Source organism: Dictyobacter vulcani, assembly GCF_008974265.1.
GTDB classification, from domain to species: Bacteria; Chloroflexota; Ktedonobacteria; order Ktedonobacterales; family Ktedonobacteraceae; genus Dictyobacter; species Dictyobacter vulcani.
This window is the reverse complement of the sequence record NZ_BKZW01000001.1, coordinates 167,292-186,068: the sequence shown is the minus strand read 5'-3', so window position 1 is coordinate 186,068 and position 18,777 is coordinate 167,292. Positions and strand designations below refer to the sequence as shown.

The following is an 18,777-nucleotide window of genomic DNA, read 5'->3' as shown; positions in this document are numbered from 1 at the left end:
GGCAAGCACAAGCATAAAAAAACAGTGAATTTTGATCAATGCAGTGCCTGTCCCTTGAGATTGAGTATGGGCTTGCCAAAGTAAATTTGTGAGGAACCCTTGCTTGCTAGCTGAACCAGAATGCGCCCATAAGGTCCGGTATAACTTGCAGGTTTATTGATCGTGAACGTATCTTCTGGCGTAAGTGTTATTTGTTCCCAGGTGTTTGTTTGCCAATTATACATCCGGGTTAAAATGTTGCTGTTATTGAGCGATGAGGCTGACCCCGGACCTGCAGGACGCTTGAGTAGATCTGGAATAGTCACGGTAAAACTAGCAAGATCAAGCTTTTTTATTTGTGGTAATGGCATTTCAAATGTGACATTTCCCGTTGAGAGGGTATAAACGCCTGGTAGAATAGCACCTGCATCAAAGCTAGTAATCTCAATGATCGAACCAGTGATACTATCCTGTGGAACTGTAATGGAGCCAGCGTAATCCACCGAAAGTGGCATTTGCAAGAAACTTGTATGTTGTCCCTGTGTCGTTAACTGATTTACTGCTGGTGCCTGAAGCCCATTTAATGGATTATCCGCCCATGCGATCAACGTTGCCGGCGCGCCAGGAATAAGTAATGGATCATAATCATTTTTGAGATTAGGATCAGGTATCTGGCCGCCAGTCACATAAATGGTACTTTTGCTGGTGATAGCGTGTGTCAAACATGATCCTTCACAGGCAGAGTAGCTGTTGCCAATGCCACTGAGAACTGATAAGAGGGCTAAATGATGTTGCTGATCAGTTTGTGGCTGCTTTTTCTGTTGATAAGGAAAGTACTGAGTGGGGAGTTTTGCCCGGCTGGCAATCTGTTCCGCCAGCGTTTGTTCGGACGCGGGGGCGATATTTTTAAGGAAGGTATCAAATTCACGCGTCTGACCGGCCTCCAGATGGCCCAGGGAAATAAACGTGTGTGGGAAAAGTACATAGGTATCGCTCAATGCGGTTGGTAAATTATTTTTGATTGTTCCCAACATATGATGATTGTGTAAGGTTAGATGTCCGGATAGTTTGCCCTGTAGCGCTAGATCTTGTTCTGAAATTACCGGGTTCATAGACCATAATTTACTGTTGTGTAAAGTGAGATTCGTGTTGTGTGGATTATATGTTACCGTTATGGGCGTACTCTCCATCTGTGTCTGATTGTTAAGGGTGGTTGTGCTATCCAGATATTGTGCATCGATAGGCTCGGTCAAATTTGCCTCTGGCAGTTGAATACTCACATCACCCTGTTCTGGAGAAAGCATCTCCAGATAGGTTGTGACATGGGCGACCGTTCCATCCTGATTAATCTGGAGTAGAGAGACACTGTTGTTCATGATGGATCTTGCCTTTACAGAGGCTGCCACACCATAAGATAGCACTGAGAAAACCAGAATACCGCACAGGATAATGCGCCAACTTTGCCGACGTGTCTGTGGATATTGGCGTTGGTACCATAGGCGTATGGGTCCCAGGAACAGGACATAACCGATTAAAAGGCCAAACATTTCCAGATGAGTGGATGATATAGTTGGCATCAGAAGATTGATCAGGCCGCCACGCGTCAAGATCTGTCCAGGTCCACCATCATAACTCTGCGCACCACTTGAAATCAATAAATGGTCACCCATGGTTCGCTGTAATAATGTTTGCCAGATACCTGAGGAGATGTCCCCACTATCCAGTGGTGGGGCCGCCGGATCAAATGCTACATAACACACGATGCCCGCACCCTGGCGTCCCTGAACAAGCAGTGGAATGTTTTTTCATACTAACAACTGTCTGGATGGTGGAAAATGTACTTTGCTGATGAATGCTTGCAGTGCTAATGGCAGGCGCGACAGGTGGGATATCTTTCGTTGCTGGCTGCATAGTATTCCCATTAAAAGAGAGCAGGTGGGTCTGCTCTGGCAATACATTCAGTCCCTGCATCGTGACTGGTAGCAGACTCTTGGGAAGAGGTTGTAGTGTGCGCTGCCAATTAAGCCCACCAACTTCAATCAGAATGCCCCCGCGATTCACCCAGGTCTCGAGCATGGTGAATTGCCGGGCACTCAAGGTATCAGTCGCAAAATTATCGAGAATCAGCACATCGAAATTTTCCATGACGGTTTCCAGGGTGGGTAGTGTCTGAATATCTAAGCGGGAGACATTCAGTGATCCGGCTTGATTGACAAGTGTCAGTTTACTTAATTGTGCCTCAAGGTTATCATGATCTGAAAGGATTCCTACCAGCGTATCCCCGGGCTGCACTTCATAGCCCTGACGGGTGGATTTCGTACTGATTATTTGTCCCTGAGAATTGCTCAACGTGGCCAGAAAACCACGTGTGATCAGATTGCCTGCGTAATGTGGTGCATTGATTGTTAAACGCTTCTGTGCTCCCTGAGCCAGAGTAACAGGTTCTTCAAAACTCCATGGAGAGATCGCATCGATAGATTGTTGACGAATAGATCCTGAAAAGGTACGTACCGAGACCTTGCCTGTAAATGCCGGGCCTTTATTGTCAATAGTCACACGCACAGGTGTCCAATAACCTGAACGCATACGTATTTTCAAAGCCAGAATCAAGCGTGATTGTTGAATTATGGCCGTTGATTGTATAGTGGAAGGAGGAGGCGGGGAAAGCCACAAATAGTACAGGTCAAAAATAAAGAAGTGTCAGCATGCAAAGACCAATACATCCATAGATGAGGATTTTTGCATTTGGTGTTGTGAGCCAGCTATTATAGCCAGTACGCATACTAAAATGGCCCTTTCCACTACTTCAAGACATCACTAAATATGACAATAAGCGTCTTTTTTGGCAGGCTTTTCGCTTTTAACTCAAGGTGAGAAAAATACGAAAGCAGATATTTTCTGGTTAAGGCCATCCCTGGATGATGGTATGTATGTTGAGGTTTACTGCATATGTTTGAGTTACATCGATACTGAATTCCCAGGCGCATTATTAATAGTAAAATTTTTTGGCATGCTTTTGTCTAGTAGCAGATATAGAAATGAAGAGAAGACATGACAACTACATCTGATGATTTTTTATCGCTATCAGCAGCGTCGGCTTGGTATTTTGCTTGGTTGGGGTCTGGTAAATATGCTCATCGGGCATTATTTTTCAGGCAATGTCATCCGTATTCTGGAAACAGTTCGGCCTGCAAGCATGCGTCTGGGGAGCCATTGACACTGCCCTGGCGGTATTTGGTATCCGTGGAGCCAGACGCAAAAGAGCAGGATTTTCGCCAGGCAAAAATTGATCGCATGGCTGAGCAAAAAGAAATTGGTTGGCTACAGCGAATTTTAATGGTGAATGTTGGACTGGATGTTGTCTATATACTCATTGGAACCTTGGATGCTGAGACGGTTTACCGGGTCGCTCGATCGCCAGGGATTGGGCTGGGGTATTCTTGTCCAGGGGCTCTGGCTATTTCCTTTTTGATGGTTTTTGACTGAGAAATCAGGCGACGCTGGCTGTATTGTTACTGTTATGACTAATCAGGCGCTTTAGCTTTTGTTTACCTTATACTGGGTTTTCCGTGATCTGGGACTGACCCATGCGATATTTGATGTCGTAGTTAATAATGAAATCTAGTTCTTCTGCGGTCAACCCATAATGTTGGGCCAGAAGTTCATCAATGCGATCAATAATTGGTTTTGATTTTCGGGCATAAATAGTATAACTATCGGTCTGACGCGTTTGAGATGTCTGGCATAACGACAATAATCATCCATCAATTGCTGGTTATAATCAGTAATTGATGGAATGATTGAATAATGTGTAGGATCTAAAGCGAAAGCCAAAAAGCATATAGTCCTTTACATTAAAGGTATCAAAAGTTACCGTGTTAATACCACCAGAAGAGCGAACTATTAAACAGAGCGACAAACACATCACGATGATAATCCGGCAGGAAAAAGCACTGCTTATTAGATGTCGAGGCATAAGGCCAGGGGAAATTGACAAAAACTTTCCAATAGAGTCCACCAGCGGTACGATAGAACATCGTATTCGCATTGGGTGTGCGCGAAATATACGTGCTGACAGGCTGGTGGAGCAACAATTTTTTCAGGATGGTATCTTCAACAGCATGGCTAAACTTGGGATAATAGTGGAGGTTAAGTGGATCATCCGGGGCAGTGATTGCATGGTAGGTGAGGCGAGCAAAAAGCCAGGGACGTTGTTCGTGTGCCCATTTGAGCAGTCGGGTGCTGTAGCGTTGCTCCTGACCCTCTGGTTTGGCCAGGTATATAGCGGTTGGAATACTGGCGACCTTACCGCCCGAGAAAAGCATTGAGGGACGAAAATGATAAAAAGAAAGCCAGCTCACTGGAAACCAGCGAAGAAATGCCCTCAGAAACGGTTGCATATTTCTGGTTGCAAATGCTGCCAGTGGTAAGATCATTCCATGCCGTCCACGGGACGAAAGCAACTGGCGACTGCGTTCAACAACACAGGTATAGAGATTGGCACAGGAATTGGTGGAGAAATGTTTGAGTGCATAAGGAAAGGTATGATTGCTATACTCCACATATGGTGGATTACCAATAATAACAGAGAAACCACCTTGAGCTAAGATATGTTGAAAGCTATATTGCCATTGCGCCTGAGGGGAAATGCTGGTTGGAGGCAGACCCAAAGAGCAGTGTACTGTGAAATCTTGTAGCTCTAGTAGCGTATTTCCCACCAGGATGTGATGATCGATGATTGGTAGCGGCTCTATATCCTCCAGGCGTTCAGCCTGTGCCAGAAGCCTTAGAAAGAGATGGAGCTTACAAATTTCTATGGCTTCTTCCATGATATCAACGCCATAGAGATTATGGGTGATAATGGTTTTAAGTATATGATAACGATGATGTGGGAGCTGATTGGTCGTAGTTGCCGCTAATTTTTCCAGGCAGGCCTCATAGAGAGGCAAAAGTACGCGCACCGCCGCTAATAAAAAAGCCCCCGAGCCGCAAGTAGGATCAAGGATGCTGAGTTTGGTCAGATGCTGATAACAGGTAAGTAGTATTGCTGGATTATCAAGGGTCTGTAGCGCATCTAAGGCAAAACGACTTATCTGCAGGTTAGCCGAAATTACTGCATCGATAGTTGTAATACGGCCAGCGTGTAGCTGTTCCTGTAATGTTTGAACTGCTTGCAGGCGGAGCTTATATTCACGCGGCGTTTCATCTGGAAGATAGCTTTGCTCAAGCAATATATCATATATATAGCGTTCAGGATGTTGTTGGAGGAGTTGCCAGATGGGGCTATTTGAGCCGAATACAGCAGGATAAAGCCGTGCTAATCCATCAAAGAGTGCTGGAATAATAGTATTACTGGCAATATATGTCGTCACATCCTCACGCGTATAATAAGCCCCCATCTGCTGTTGATTGATATATTGCTCAAAAATATACCCCAGTATATCAGGTGTCAACAAGCTTTTCTCCAGATCGACTGGCTCATCTACATGCCAGCGATATAGATCAAAGAACGTAAAGAGTTGTTCAAAAGCCCTATCTGGAATTGCCAGCGTACTACAGTGGTAATCAAGGTCATGAAACGCAAAAAGACTTCCTCCCAGACATGGAATCTGGCCAAATAAGTTTATTGCTTCTGGCGTGAGAACCGAACTGCCAAGACCCTGATGGAAGAGGGGATTGAGGAATGCTACGTAAAATGTATCTGGACCCGTGCGCTGGCGTGTCGCCTGCAACTGATGGGTGAGATAAAGCAAATCACGATTTAAAAAGCCTTGTTTTTGTAAGAAATAGGTAAACATCAAGCGATTGAGCAGCAGAGAGGCCCATTGATCTTGTTGAGCAGTCGATAGAGTAGGTGTTGCGCTCGAAAGATAGTGTTGGAAAGCCGCGCGCTCTACTTTAAAGCGATCATAGAAAAGCTTAATGACCTGCTCAATAGGCTGAAATGCTGAATAACGTTCAGTTTTAAGCACGCTACACTCCATACTGTGTAAGATATCTTTTATTACACATAATATGCCGTAGCTTTTTATTTGTAAAGTATATTTGAAGTTTTATGTTACCCTTTATACTTTTTGTGTTGGCTGGTAAGACGATGTTTTCCATCATAATGCAGCACAAAATCCAGATCATCAGTAGTAAAGTGATAATACAATGCAAGTATGCGATCAATATCATCTAGAATTGGTTTTGAGAACCTCATATAATACTCTGTCAGTTCGATAAGGTGTACACTTTGCGTATCGGGTGTTTTACTTTGTGTATTGCGTGTACTCGGGCGAGCATGGATCTGAATATCCAGCTCAAGTTTTTGTGCCAATGTACTCAATTCTGAAGAGAGAAGGAGCGCCTGGGAGAGTGGAAAATCTTTGACCAGTGCATGTGAAAGATGGAAACCATCAGAGAAACTTGCGAACCAGAGGTAAAAGAGCGAACTATTTAAGACAGCCATAACGCTCTGTGCGGTTTGCCAATCAGCAAAAAAGAGAAACCTGCCATGAGGAGGAGCCATCACCTGTCCATTTTTTTTGTAGAATGGCACATGACAAACCGCCTTCATCCAATAATTTGTTGCTTCCTGGTAGTACACATAGTAATCTGTTGGCTTATCCGCGATTGATTTTCCTATATTCATTGATGCGGCGCTTTGTTGTATCCGTTGAAGAATGTGTTCTTGTTGTGTAGAAGCCAGTTTGGGAAAGGTGAGAGGGGTCTGCGTTTGTAACGTTTGCACCTGAGTATAGTGGAGTAGAGAGAGCAAATAAGGACGTTCAACAGTATACCAGCGATGGATACGCGTTACATAGAGTGCAGGTGCCAGGGAGTTGGACTGTTGGCTGGCCAGGAGGATTGAGAGGCGTTGAAAAGCGCCTTCAAAAAGGCGGCATGGGAAAATCTCAAAGTTAGCCAGCCAGAGGGCCGTATGTTGTTTGAATAATCGTTGTCGGAGCGCAGTAAAACGTTGACTACTACACAGGCTGATCGGAACAATCAAGCCCAGTTGACTCTGGCCTGGCCGACATAATGCTAAAGAGCGTTCAATAATGGCTGCATAGATATTGCCACAACTCTTTTCCTCATACCCATCAATCGCATATTCACCTTTAACCTTACTATATTCCAGGTAAGGAGGATTTCCAATAATGACCTCAAAGCCTCCGGCCCTGAAGACTTCAGGAAAAGTTTGCTGCCAGTGGAATGGGTGCTGGTGTGCTTGTCTGATGGCAGTTTGATCAGTAGTAGAAGTACTATCTCCAGAATCTCTGATCATTCCCACCAGAGCATTTCCTGTATGTATATTAAAGGATAACGTGCTCCATGGTTGAATATCTTCCAAGCGCTGAACATAGGCCAGGCGGGCCAGGTAGAGACGCAGTCGACACATCATAATGGCATCGGGTGCCAGATCTACACCATAGAGATTATGCTTGAGAAGCATCGTGAGAATATAGTGCTGGCGATCAGGATGTTTTTTCTCTTCTTGTTGTACTATGCTCAATGTCGTCAGACTACTTTCCCCTGTAAAGTAGCATCCTCTATCAGTATGTCCAGACGTTCCAGACAAAGTGTATAGAGAGGTTGTAAAATCTGCACGGCAGCCAGCAAGAACGCGCCAGAGCCACAGGTAGGATCGAGAATTGTCATCTGCTTCAATTTTTGTAGAAAAACCAGCAGAAAAGCAGGTTCATGATAAGTAGTCAGGATATCTGTGGTAAAACGTTGCAGATTGAGATTATAGGTGATAAGATCTACGATATTATAGATAGAGCCAGTTTTGAGCCGGTTCAGCAGGTCGTGATAGTGTAAATGTCGCTGCTGGTATTCATATGCAGTCTCTTCAGGCAGATACGACATAGTGCGTATTGATTGAGAGATATAGCGCTCAGGTTGTGTTCTGAGCAATTGCCAGCAGGGAGCGCATTCCACAAAATCCTCAGGACGATCTTCAGCAACCATCAGGAGTAATCGTGGCAGAATTGTAGAACCTGTGACATACAATGCTATATCTTCCTGTGTATAGTAAGTGCCCGTTTGTTTTTGATCACTATGTTGCTCAAAGATATAAGCCAGAATAGATGGTTGGAGTGTATCCTTTTCCGGCTTGAGCTGATTATCTAATTGCCATTGATAGGAAGAAAAAAAAATAAAGAGGCGAAAAAACATAGCATCAACCAGTAAAAATTGTGGAGAGCCCGATTCTAGTGGATCCAACTGAAAAAATGGAATCTCGACATGCGGGAGATGTCCAGGGTTGATCCCCGGGGCGACTGTCATTGGCTGGCCTGTATATAATGCAGTAAAGAGAGGCAGTAAATACCCACGATAAAAACAATCGGGACCTGACCATTGTCGCACCAGTTGTAGATGGTGGAAAAGATAATCAGGATCGTTGTCTAACAATCCCTGGGCTTGAAGAAAATAGAGTACCATGATGCGAAGCATGAGAGTTGTAATATACGTAGACGCGTTCACACTATTTGCAACATCATGAAGTTGCCTGAGTGCCAGAGCATGTTCAGACTTAAACTGATTGTAAAATCTTTTGTTCAGTTGTTCCGAACTGAATACGGTATCGTGGACAGGAGGCGACTCAGTCACATAGACACTCCTCATCCGAGTAGTACTTTAGTTGAGTCTATTGTAGCAAGAATGTCAAGATGAGGTGAACATAGGAATTTCGACTTCTTCTGCCTCTTGTCAGAAACCTGAAATAATGGTAACCTCGAATTGCTATGATTATGCCTATCATCCAGAGGAGATTAGAGTTTCGTGACGCAGACGATGAAAAATCAGACCCCCCCACCTTCACGTCCAGGTCGCCCGGGTCAGCGCCAGCGAGAGCGCCAGCAACGTAAGCAGCGCCGACAACGCCGCCTGGTACTATTATTCAGTGGCCTGGTGGCCCTGTTGATCTTAGTTGGTGCGATTGCCTGGGCTGTAGTGGCAGCGCGCCAGAGTAGCGAAGCGACGGCACGAGCAGATGCATCAGCAACCGCAGCTGCTAATGCAACCAGTGCCCATGCAACCAGTACCGCTAATGCAGTGAACGCGAAAGCAACCGCTGACGTTCAGTCCTTAATCAAGGCGAATCCAAAAGGACCTGATACCCCACCCAAGGTAGATGGTACACCTCAGAAAACCGCGAGCGGACTACAATACATTATCATCAAACCAGGTACTGGTGCTACTGTGCAGTCAGGTAGTACCGTGGCTTTTGAGTACACCGGTTGGATCGAGGGCACCAACAAAAAATTTGACAGTAGCTATGATCATGGTGGTCAGCCATTTGCCGTAACCATTGGTCAGAACCAGGTTATTAAAGGTTGGGATGAAGGTGTGACCGGCATGAAGCTTGGTGAGATGCGCCGATTAATTATTCCATCCAATCTGGCATACGGTGATAAAGATCAAAAGGACCAGACCGGGAAAGTAATTATTCCTGGCAAAGCCACCCTTATTTTTGATGTTACCGCCGTAAGCTTTACACAGCCGCCAGCCCAACAGCAGCCTGGCCAATAACATAATTATATAAGTCGTTTTTATACGTAAGGCAGAAAGACCATGCTGACTGTTATAGTGTCAGCGTGGTCTTTTTGCCTTACATATGCTATTGTTTTTGTGTTTATTAATGCTGCAATTATTTTTAACTGTAAGGTGAGAGGATAGTTATGGGAGTTCCGGAACTGAAAAACACACAGAATACTAGCGTGGAAGAGGATGAGCAGAAATCATATTTTCCACGCTGGCAAGTAAAAAAGGAAGGCATTATTCGTCCTGATGAGCGTTTGCCCTGGGGACCAACGGTGCTGGTAGGTCTACAACATGTACTGGCCATGTTTGGCTCTACGGTTTTTGCGCCTCTGGCGATGGGATTTGATCCCAATACCGCGATCTTTTTTTCGGGTATAGGCACACTCATCTTCTTCCTGATCGTAGGCGGTCGCGTGCCCAGTTATCTTGGATCAAGCTTTGCCTTTATTGGCGTGGTCGTTGCCGCCACCAGTTATCGAGGAGGCGTGGGCGGAATCAATCCCAACATGCCTGTTGCTCTAGGAGGTATTGTCGCGGTAGGTATCATTTATGCAATTGTGGCCCTGATTGTGATGCTGGTTGGTTCCAGATGGGTGAGTGCTCTTATGCCTCCAGTTGTCACTGGAACGGTCGTGGCTGCAATCGGCTTGAATTTGTCAGGTGCTGCGATTGGTCAGGCGGCAGGCAGTGCTTTTGCTGGCTGGATGGCCGCCGTTACTGTTGTCGCGGTGGCATTAATCGCGGTATATGCTCCTGGTTCCTTGCGTCGCCTCTCAATTCTCCTTGGCGGTATTATTGCGTACCTGATTAACCTTATCTGTGGCTTTGTTGGCCTGGGACCAAGAATTGATTTCCATAAAGTTGCGAATGCGGCCTGGATTGGTTTCCCTCACTTTTCTACTCCGACTTTTTCAAGTGGTGCTATTAGCCTGATTGCACCTGTGGTCATCATTTTGCTGGCAGAGAACATTGGACATGTACGTGCTGTTTCATCAATGACAGGTCAGAATCTGGACAAATATCTGGGTCGTGCCTTCATGGGTGATGCTATAGCAACCATCGTCTCAGGTTTTGGTGGTGGTACTGGCGTGACTACCTATGCTGAAAATATTGGTGTCATGGCTGTGACCAGGATCTACTCCACCCTGATCTTTGTCGTTGCCAGCCTTGTGGCGATTCTTTTGGGCTTTTGTCCTAAATTTGGCGCCCTCATTGGCACCATCCCAACAGGCGTGTTTGGCGGACTCTCCATCGTCTTGTTCGGCTTAATTGCTATCTCAGGTGCGCGTATCTGGGTTGAAAATAAAGTTGATTTCTCTAAGAGTCGCAATCTTTTGACTGCTGGTATTTCTCTGATTATTGGCTCGGGTATGGTTGGTGGCATCGTCGTAAAGTTTGGCAATATTACCTTTGATGGGATTGGAGTCGCTACTTTTACGGCCATCGTTCTCTACCAGATCCTGCGTGAAAAAGAATCTCAACCCGACGAATCCGTGGTCGCAGACTCTGCGGTTGGCCGTGAATAGCGTTGGATTGTATCTGAACGCATAAAAGCGGGAAGGCGAATAGGATTCATTCGCGTCCCTTTTTTATGCGAGTGGTAGTGTTTAACGTTAAAGATAAATATTTACCAGGGTATTTAGCTTGACAGTGATGAATTCCATAAGGTATACTTCTAGCAATTTGAAACTGATTCCCAACCTGGTTAAAAAAAGGACACGGCATCTACATGGGCAAAAAACTATGGTACATTGACATGCTATCGCAAAAGATAGGTCGATTGATTCATTTTTTTTATGATAAGCCCGATGTCGTTTCTCTCAGGAAAAATACTTTTTCCTCATCCCTTTTATTCCAGGGGTGAGGAATTTTTTTTTGCAAGCGTGAGCTGTTCCGTAGACGAGGTTCTCTCTCCACATAGAAACCAGTCGCTGATAGCTGATTGTGTGGGAAGAAAAGGATGACCTATCAACCTGTCGTTGTGACTGATCAAGGGAGGTTTTATGCATCAGATGACATCGCATCTACAACCAGAAGTTGAAATAATTAATGGGGATTTCAAAGGCAAAGATATTGTGTCCCTGGATCAATTTTCGGTTGAAGATCTGACCACTGTATTTAATGTCACACGTCAGATGAAGCGAATCGCCGAGAATAATGAGCCATGCCATATATTAGAAGGATTGCTGGTTGGTTTGTTGTTTTTTGAGCCATCGAGCCGCACCTTTGGTTCCTTTGCGGCTGCGGTGAAGCGTCTGGGCGGCCAGACGCTTGAGATGCAGAATCCTGAGGCGGTTTCCTCTGTCAGCAAAGGTGAAACATTTGAGGACACCATTCAGGTGATAGAGGCATATACCAATGCCATTGTCTTACGTCATCGTTTCGCGGGAGCTGCCAGACAGGCGGCACAGGCGGCAACATGTGTGCCAGTGATCAATGCAGGTGATGGGAATAACGAACATCCTACGCAAACGTTACTGGATATGTATACTTTGTATGAGCGCTTTGGACGTCTGGATAATCTGACAGGTCTGCTAGCAGGCGATGCGCTGAATAGCCGCACGATCCACTCACTGCTGCGTGGACTGTCACTGTACAAGAACAACACTATGTATGTGTTATCGCCCCGGCAACTGCGACTGTCTCGTGATGATTATGTCAGCTTGCAGGATCGAGGCGTTCGTTTGATCGAGATCCATCGGGAGCAGGATATCCCACGAGATTGTGATTTCTGGTATTGGACGCGGGTGCAGAAAGAGCGCTTTGCTTCTGCCGAGGAGTATCAGCGAGCTCAGAGCGAGATTGTGGTAGCCTCGCCAGCACTGCTCAAAACATATGCGAAGAAGGATATGATCTTGATGGATCCTTTGCCTCGGGTTGAGTCGGTTGATCCAGCGGTTGACGCGGACGAGCGGGCCGTCTATCTGCGCTCACAAATTCGCAATGGCGTCTATACACGTATGGCACTGCTGGCACTCGTGCTTGGACGTATATAAAGCAAAGGGTATTGAGCATTTTTGTGTATCCCTTATACAATATGACTTTTTTGACGTATGGGCCGCTCCCAATGATGAACCTTGTTGGATATGTGGAGTGGAATTTTTTTGACAAGATATCGTTATCTGAGAGGATCAGACATGCATAATAGTAATCGCTCTGGCAATCTCCTGGTGTCTCCAGAGGAATTGCAGAGGATAGGGATCGAGCGCCCAACAACGTATGGGGCACTTTTATTAGAGGATGGGACCCGTTTTGAAGGTATCTCATTTGGATATCATGGTGCTTCAGCCGGTGAGGTCGTTTTCTGCACGGGTATGGTTGGTTATCCCGAAGCCCTGACGGATGCTTCGTTTGCTGGCCAGATTTTAACCATGACTTTTCCTATCATGGGTAACTACGGTGTTCCCGATAAATCTTTATGGGAAGACGATCATATTCATGTCGCCGGCTTAATTGTCTCAAATTATGTTGACACCCCTTCTCATCCGCAGAGCAAAATGAGTCTGGGAGAATGGCTACAGCGCGAAGGCATTCCTGCACTGGAAATTAAAGATACGCGACTGTTAACACAACATATCCGTACGCATGGGGCGATGCTCGGCAAGATTGTTTTTGACGAGGATGTTCCTTTTTATGATCCTAACAGCGAGAATCTGGTAGCGCGCGTCTCTGGCACTGAAGTGCAGAAAGATGGAGAAGGCGATACCACCATTGTTCTGATCGATTGTGGTGCCAAGCGGAATATTCTACGTAGCCTGTTGAACAAACATATACAGGTTATCACGGTTCCCTGGGACTACGACCTGTTCTCTGATGACTGTACCTTTGATTTCGACGGCATCTTGATCTCCAATGGCCCTGGGAATCCTAAAATGGCAGACAAGACGATTGAGACCGTGCGTACAGCGATGCAACGCGGTATCCCCACCATGGGTATCTGTCTGGGTCATCAGATCCTATCCTTAGCAGCAGGTGGCGATACCTACAAATTGAAATATGGACATCGCAGCCAGAATCAGCCTGCGCTCTTGCAAGGAAGCAGACGTTGCTATATCACAACCCAAAACCATGGTTTTGCGGTTGGCACCTTGCCTGAGGGCTTTGAGTCCTGGTTTATTAATGCCAACGATGGTAGTAATGAAGGTATCAAACACCGTCAACTACCATTCTTTTCTGTACAGTTCCATCCAGAGGCCGCCCCAGGCCCTGAGGATACCGATTGGATTTTTGACTACTTTCTGGAGAGGGTGAGAGGCGAACATGACTAAACCAGGTAAGGTACTGGTGCTTGGCGCGGGTGCGCTAAAAATTGGCCAATCTGGCGAATTTGATTATTCAGGATCACAGGCACTGAAGGCATTAAAAGAAGAAGGAATCTCGACCGTCCTGGTCAATCCTAATATTGCGACTATTCAGACATCCAAAGAGATGGCTGACAAGGTCTACTTTCTCCCTGTGACGCCCTTTTTTGTGGAGCAGATTATTGCGAAAGAGCGACCAGACGGCATTCTGTTGGCCTTTGGTGGTCAGACCGCTTTGAACTGTGGTATAGATCTGCACCGCAACGGGGTATTGGAGAAATACGGCGTGCAGATTCTTGGCACACCGATTTCCGCGATTTTGCTCACGGAGGATCGCCAGGAGTTCGCCCAGCATCTGGGCCGTATTAACATTCCGACCCCCAGAGTCGCACTGCTGAGACGCTAGAGAATGCGTTGATTATCGCAGAAGAGATTGGGTTTCCTGTCATGGTGCGCGCTGGTTTTGCTCTGGGTGGTCAGGGATCAGGCATCGCCAGGGATCGAGCGGCCCTGGAGCACATCGTAAATGGTGCACTGGCCTTTGCGCCACAGGTATTGATTGAGCAGTACCTGCACCATTTTAAAGAAGTTGAATATGAAGTTGTGCGGGATGCCTTCGACAATTGTATTACCGTGTGTAATATGGAGAATATGGACCCCCTGGGTATTCATACTGGTGAGTCAGTCGTGATTGCACCCAGCCAGACCCTGACAAACTCCGAGTACCATATGTTGCGCTCAGCTTCAGTGGCTATTGTGCGTAGCCTGGGAATTGTCGGGGAATGTAATGTCCAGTATGCGCTGAATCCAGAGACCTCACAATATTCTGTGATTGAGGTTAACGCACGCCTCTCACGTAGCTCTGCCCTGGCCAGTAAAGCAACCGGATATCCACTGGCCTATGTCGCCGCCAAATTAGCTCTGGGCTATGCTTTGACAGAACTAACAAATCAGGTGACTGGCGTAACCAGAGCTTGTTTCGAACCAAGCCTTGATTACGTCGTGGTCAAAATTCCACGCTGGGATCTGGATAAGTTCAAAGGTGTGGACGAAACGATTGGTACTGGCATGAAGTCGGTTGGCGAAGTGATGGGTATCGGCCGGACCTTTGAAGAGGCCTATCAAAAAGCCATTCGTATGCTGGACCTGGATTTCGAAGGGGCAACCTCGGAGAAAGTTTTTGCAAATAGCGGCAATATAGTCGATGATGTAATCAAAAAATACCTCTACACCCCTACCCCCAAGCGTATGTTTGTCTTGCCACTGGCCATGCGTCATGGTTATAGTCTGGAAAAGATCCACGAGGTCACCGGTATTGATCTCTGGTTCTTACAACGCATCAAGCATATCGTGAACCTGGAAGAAGGACTCCAGCGAGATCCAGCACTTGCAGCGGATCGATTGCGTACCATCAAGCAGGCGGGTATCTCAGACAAACGCATTGGTGAGTTGATTGGTAAGACTGGTCTGGAAGTCCGTGCTATCCGTAAAGAGGCTGGCGTCGTTCCCTTTGTGTTCCAGATCGATACCCTGGGTGCGGAATTCCCATCCGAGACCAATTATCTGTACACGACCTATAACGGCCAGCATAACGATGTAACCCCTATTGGGGAGAGTGGCGTTGTCGTCATTGGTTCTGGTCCCTATCGCATTGGCTCTTCAGTGGAATTCGACTGGACCAGTGTAAGTACAGTGCAGGCATTGCATAAATACCGGAAGCGTTCGATCATCATTAACTGCAATCCAGAGACGGTCTCAACAGACTACGATATCTCAGATCGGCTCTATTTTGATGAACTGACCTTTGAGCGCATTGCGGATATCTGTGAATTTGAGGCTTCAAAGGGTGTTATTGTTTCGGTTGGTGGTCAGACGCCAAACAATCGTGCCCGCGCCTTACAGAAATACGGTTTCCGTCTGCTGGGAACCGATGCTAATGATATAGATCGTGCTGAGGATCGCAATAAATTTTCAGCCTTACTGGACTCACTGGATATTCATCAACCAGCCTGGAATAGCTTTACTGATCTCAGTGCGCTGACAAGCTTTGCTGAGCGCGTCGGTTTTCCAGTTCTGGTGCGGCCTTCCTATGTACTCTCAGGCAGCGCCATGAATATCTGCTATAACCAGCAAGAACTGGAACAATACGTACGAGAAGCGGCGGCGGTCTCGCCCGAGCATCCAGTAACAGTTTCCAAGTTTATGCGTCAGGTCAAAGAAATTGAACTGGACGCGGTGGCTCAGCATGGTGAGGTTAAGGCTTTTGTGATCTCTGAGCATATCGAGAATGCTGGCGTCCATTCGGGCGATGCGACGATCGTTCTCCCTCCCAGACGCTCAATAGCGAGACCACAACCCGTATCGAGCAGGTGGGACGCGCGGTGGCCAGAGCCTTGAAGATCACCGGACCTTTCAATATGCAGTTCCTGGCTAAAGATAATCAGGTCTATGTGATTGAAGTTAACCTGCGTGCCTCACGGACCTTCCCCTTTATCTCAAAAGTAACGGGTGTGAATTTTATTGAGTTATTTGTTGATGCACTGTTTCAGGATGATATTCCAGTCGTCGACATCCCCTCACTGAACTTTACCGCCGTCAAAGCACCTCAATTCTCTTTCTCACGCCTGACCGGTGCCGATCCAGTTCTGCGAGTTGAGATGGCCTCAACTGGTGAAGTGGCCTGCTTTGGTGATAATCTAGAGGAAGCCTATCTCAAAGCTATTATTGCGACAGGCGGCAAGATTCCACAAAGAGGTATCTTTATCAGCCTCGGTGGCGATGAGAAAAAGGCCAAGTTCCTGGAGAGCGCCAGATTGTTGGCGACGCTTGGAGTGCCTCTTTATGCGACAGAGAAGACCAGCGCTTTCCTGCGCGAGCATGGGGTCGAGACTACCATGCTTTACAAGATCCACGAAGAGAAAGCACCCAACGTCCTGACCTACTTTGCAGATAATAAGATTGATCTGGCGATTAATATTGTTGAGGGACACATCAATAAAGAATTGGATGATGATTATGCCATGCGCCGTTATGCCGTAGATCACAACATCCATCTGTTCACCAAAATCAAACAGGCGCGCCTTTTCGCTAAAGCTCTGGTCGAACAAGACCTGGCTACCATTCCGATTAAATCATGGGATGAATATCAAGTCTTTAAAAAGTAGTCGTTGACGGTTCTGTCATAGCCCGCGCAGTTGCCATTAGTCAAACAGCCTTCACCAGAAATGGAGGAGATTGTCAGGCAACTGCGCTTACCTGATGGAATGGTATGCTGCTGAACGAACGTTCAGCTATAAATGCAGCCTCTGTTCGTTACTTCAGGAGGATGGATTGTTCGTCTCTCAATATAGTACAAACTAGAACAAGGGAAATTCGTATGAGTGATCTCAATGATGCAAAGATCATGCAAAAGTTTGCTAATGTAGGCGCTATCGTCAGCGATAGTCACTTTGTCTATAGTTCTGGACGTCATAGCTCAGTTTATGTGAACAAAGATGCGCTCTACCTGCATCCAGGAGTGATTTCAGAACTTTGCCAGCGCATGGCCCAGCCTTATAAAGCTGAGCAGATTGATGTTGTTGTCGGTCCGGTGATCGGCGGGGTTGTGCTCTCGCAATGGGTTGCCTACTACTTGAATCAGCGCCGCCAGTCAGGTGAAACCCTGGCCGTCTTTGCAGAAAAAGGTAGTGATAGCCTGGATAAGCAATTTACCTTCAACCGTGGATATGATCACTATATTGCGGACAAAAATATTTTGATCGTTGAAGATGTGTTAACGACCGGTGGATCAGTGCGTCAGGTAGTAGATCTGGTGCGTCACCATGGTGGAAATGTCGTTGGTATTACGGCCCTTTGCAATCGTGGTAATGTCCAGCCCAAAGATGTTGGTGATGTTCCCATCCACTCCTTAATCTCACTTTCTCTCCAAACCTATAACGAGGACGAATGTCCTTTCTGCCAGCAAGCAATCCCGGTCAATACTGAACTTGGCAAAGGACGTGCCTTTCTGGTCCGCCAGAAGGCTCAGGAGAAGGCAATCAAAGCGGAAACCGAAAGGAATACCTATAATGGTAAGTGAGCCAGAGTCTTTTGTGAGCTTGCTTGAACGACGCTGGCAGCAGGGTCATTTCGTTTGCGTCGGTCTCGATCCAGAATATGACCGTTTGCCAGCCGTGGTTAAAGAGGGGCGTACACCAGAAGCGGCGCTGACCTTGTTTGCCTGCTCAATCATTGATGCAACCGCTGACCTGGTTTGTGCCTACAAGCCGAATAGTGCCTTCTATGAAGCCTATGGCGATGCCGGAATACGTGCCCTGAAACAGATAGTGAGCTATAGCAAGTCAAAATACCCGGAGATACCCATTATCCTGGATGCCAAGCGAGCCGACATTGGAAATACGAACCTTGGATATGTCAGTTCGTCCTTTGACTTTTTACAGGCCGATGCCATTACTGTGCATCCCTATTTAGGCAAAGAAGCCATGGCACCTTTTTTGTCCCGTAAGGACAAAGGCGTGATCGTACTGGCAAAAACCTCTAATCCTGGTTCAGGTGAATTTCAGGATCTTCTGGTGGGTGAGACGCGTGAGCCACTCTATCTGACCGTAGCTCGTAATGTAGCCCATCATTGGAACAATAACGGTAACTGCGCGCTCGTCGTTGGTGCTACCTATCCTGCTGAATTGCAGCGCGTCCGTGAACTCGTAGGAGATTTGCCATTGCTGATTCCAGGTATTGGAGCTCAAGGCGGCGATGTGGAAGCAACCGTTAAAGCCGGTCAGGATAGCCGGGGCTGGGGTATGATTATTAACTCCTCACGGGGTATTATCTATGCTTCTAAAGGGTTCGACTTCGCTCAGGCTGCCCGTACAGCTACCATGGCACTGAGTACCGAAATCAATAGCTATCGTAGCTAATGCTAACTTGATGTATTGTGTGGCTTAGTTTTTTCACATGCATTTGAGTG

At 46.6% G+C, this 18,777-nt stretch carries 13 protein-coding genes and 1 pseudogene; 8 read left to right on the top strand and 6 right to left on the bottom strand.

Annotated features, from left to right (window positions below; genetic code table 11):
* Positions 1 to 35: 35 nt before the first annotated feature.
* Complete coding sequence (locus tag KDW_RS00790; RefSeq protein WP_151754205.1) at positions 36 to 1,739, bottom strand: DUF8815 domain-containing protein; 1,704 nt, start codon at positions 1,737 to 1,739, stop codon at positions 36 to 38.
* Positions 1,720 to 2,565: a DUF8726 domain-containing protein gene (locus tag KDW_RS00785; RefSeq protein WP_151754204.1), complete on the bottom strand. Its 846-nt coding sequence runs from the start codon at positions 2,563 to 2,565 to the stop codon at positions 1,720 to 1,722. Before KDW_RS00785 ends, KDW_RS00790 begins: the two co-directional genes overlap by 20 nt.
* Before the next feature lie 465 nt (positions 2,566 to 3,030).
* On the opposite strand from KDW_RS00785, the gene KDW_RS36390 reads away from it, so the two are divergent.
* The gene (locus KDW_RS36390; RefSeq protein WP_151754203.1) at positions 3,031 to 3,465 is read left to right on the top strand and encodes a DUF6992 family protein; all 435 of its coding nucleotides are present in this window, start codon (positions 3,031 to 3,033) and stop codon (positions 3,463 to 3,465) included.
* 150 nt (positions 3,466 to 3,615) lie between these two features.
* Here KDW_RS36390 and KDW_RS00775 read toward each other — a convergent pair whose 3' ends face one another.
* The 4 genes from KDW_RS00775 to KDW_RS00760 form a co-directional block, all read right to left on the bottom strand.
* Positions 3,616 to 3,813 (bottom strand): hypothetical protein, encoded by a 198-nt coding sequence (locus KDW_RS00775; protein ID WP_151754202.1) that lies wholly within the window; start codon positions 3,811 to 3,813, stop codon positions 3,616 to 3,618.
* Between the two features lie 44 nt (positions 3,814 to 3,857).
* Positions 3,858 to 5,951 carry an Eco57I restriction-modification methylase domain-containing protein gene (locus tag KDW_RS00770; RefSeq protein ID WP_151754201.1) on the bottom strand — a complete coding sequence of 698 codons (2,094 nt, stop codon included), beginning with the start codon at positions 5,949 to 5,951 and terminating at the stop codon, positions 3,858 to 3,860.
* Between the two features lie 86 nt (positions 5,952 to 6,037).
* Complete coding sequence (locus tag KDW_RS00765; RefSeq protein WP_151754200.1) at positions 6,038 to 7,477, bottom strand: Eco57I restriction-modification methylase domain-containing protein; 1,440 nt, start codon at positions 7,475 to 7,477, stop codon at positions 6,038 to 6,040.
* A gap of 5 nt (positions 7,478 to 7,482) precedes the next feature.
* Entirely contained in the window at positions 7,483 to 8,577 is a 1,095-nt protein-coding gene (locus tag KDW_RS00760; RefSeq protein WP_151754199.1) for a hypothetical protein, read from the bottom strand.
* Between the two features lie 171 nt (positions 8,578 to 8,748).
* Between KDW_RS00760 and KDW_RS00755 the strand changes: the two genes are divergently transcribed.
* From KDW_RS00755 to pyrF, 7 genes and pseudogenes are all read left to right on the top strand, one after another.
* Positions 8,749 to 9,498, top strand: coding sequence for an FKBP-type peptidyl-prolyl cis-trans isomerase (locus tag KDW_RS00755; protein WP_198925142.1), 750 nt, complete (start codon positions 8,749 to 8,751; stop codon positions 9,496 to 9,498).
* 149 nt (positions 9,499 to 9,647) lie between these two features.
* Positions 9,648 to 11,036 carry a solute carrier family 23 protein gene (locus KDW_RS00750; protein WP_151754198.1) on the top strand — a complete coding sequence of 463 codons (1,389 nt, stop codon included), beginning with the start codon at positions 9,648 to 9,650 and terminating at the stop codon, positions 11,034 to 11,036.
* A gap of 477 nt (positions 11,037 to 11,513) precedes the next feature.
* Complete coding sequence (gene pyrB, locus KDW_RS00745; RefSeq protein ID WP_151754197.1) at positions 11,514 to 12,506, top strand: aspartate carbamoyltransferase; 993 nt, start codon at positions 11,514 to 11,516, stop codon at positions 12,504 to 12,506.
* A 141-nt stretch (positions 12,507 to 12,647) separates the two neighbouring features.
* Positions 12,648 to 13,778 (top strand): glutamine-hydrolyzing carbamoyl-phosphate synthase small subunit, encoded by a 1,131-nt coding sequence (gene carA, locus KDW_RS00740; protein ID WP_151754196.1) that lies wholly within the window; start codon positions 12,648 to 12,650, stop codon positions 13,776 to 13,778.
* A pseudogene (gene carB, locus KDW_RS35655) lies at positions 13,771 to 16,975 on the top strand (carbamoyl-phosphate synthase (glutamine-hydrolyzing) large subunit). The gene carA and the pseudogene carB overlap by 8 nt, the downstream one beginning before the upstream one ends.
* Positions 16,976 to 17,187: 212 nt before the next feature.
* On the top strand, positions 17,188 to 17,889 hold the full coding sequence (locus KDW_RS00730; protein WP_151754195.1) for a phosphoribosyltransferase family protein: 702 nt from the start codon (positions 17,188 to 17,190) through the stop codon (positions 17,887 to 17,889).
* Positions 17,879 to 18,727 carry an orotidine-5'-phosphate decarboxylase gene (gene pyrF, locus KDW_RS00725; protein WP_151754194.1) on the top strand — a complete coding sequence of 283 codons (849 nt, stop codon included), beginning with the start codon at positions 17,879 to 17,881 and terminating at the stop codon, positions 18,725 to 18,727. The genes KDW_RS00730 and pyrF overlap by 11 nt, the downstream gene beginning before the upstream one ends.
* Positions 18,728 to 18,777 lie beyond the last annotated feature (50 nt).

Bases quoted from the DNA above. Each gene is read 5' to 3' on its own strand.
- KDW_RS00785 (WP_151754204.1), bottom strand. From the start codon at position 2,565: ATGCGTTCAGGTTATTGGACACCTGTGCGTGTGACTATTGACAATAAA.
- KDW_RS36390 (WP_151754203.1), top strand. From the start codon at position 3,031: ATGACAACTACATCTGATGATTTTTTATCGCTATCAGCAGCGTCGGCT.
- KDW_RS00750 (WP_151754198.1), top strand. From the start codon at position 9,648: ATGGGAGTTCCGGAACTGAAAAACACACAGAATACTAGCGTGGAAGAG.
- pyrB (WP_151754197.1), top strand. From the start codon at position 11,514: ATGCATCAGATGACATCGCATCTACAACCAGAAGTTGAAATAATTAAT.
- carA (WP_151754196.1), top strand. From the start codon at position 12,648: ATGCATAATAGTAATCGCTCTGGCAATCTCCTGGTGTCTCCAGAGGAA.
- KDW_RS00730 (WP_151754195.1), top strand. From the start codon at position 17,188: ATGAGTGATCTCAATGATGCAAAGATCATGCAAAAGTTTGCTAATGTA.
- pyrF (WP_151754194.1), top strand. From the start codon at position 17,879: ATGGTAAGTGAGCCAGAGTCTTTTGTGAGCTTGCTTGAACGACGCTGG.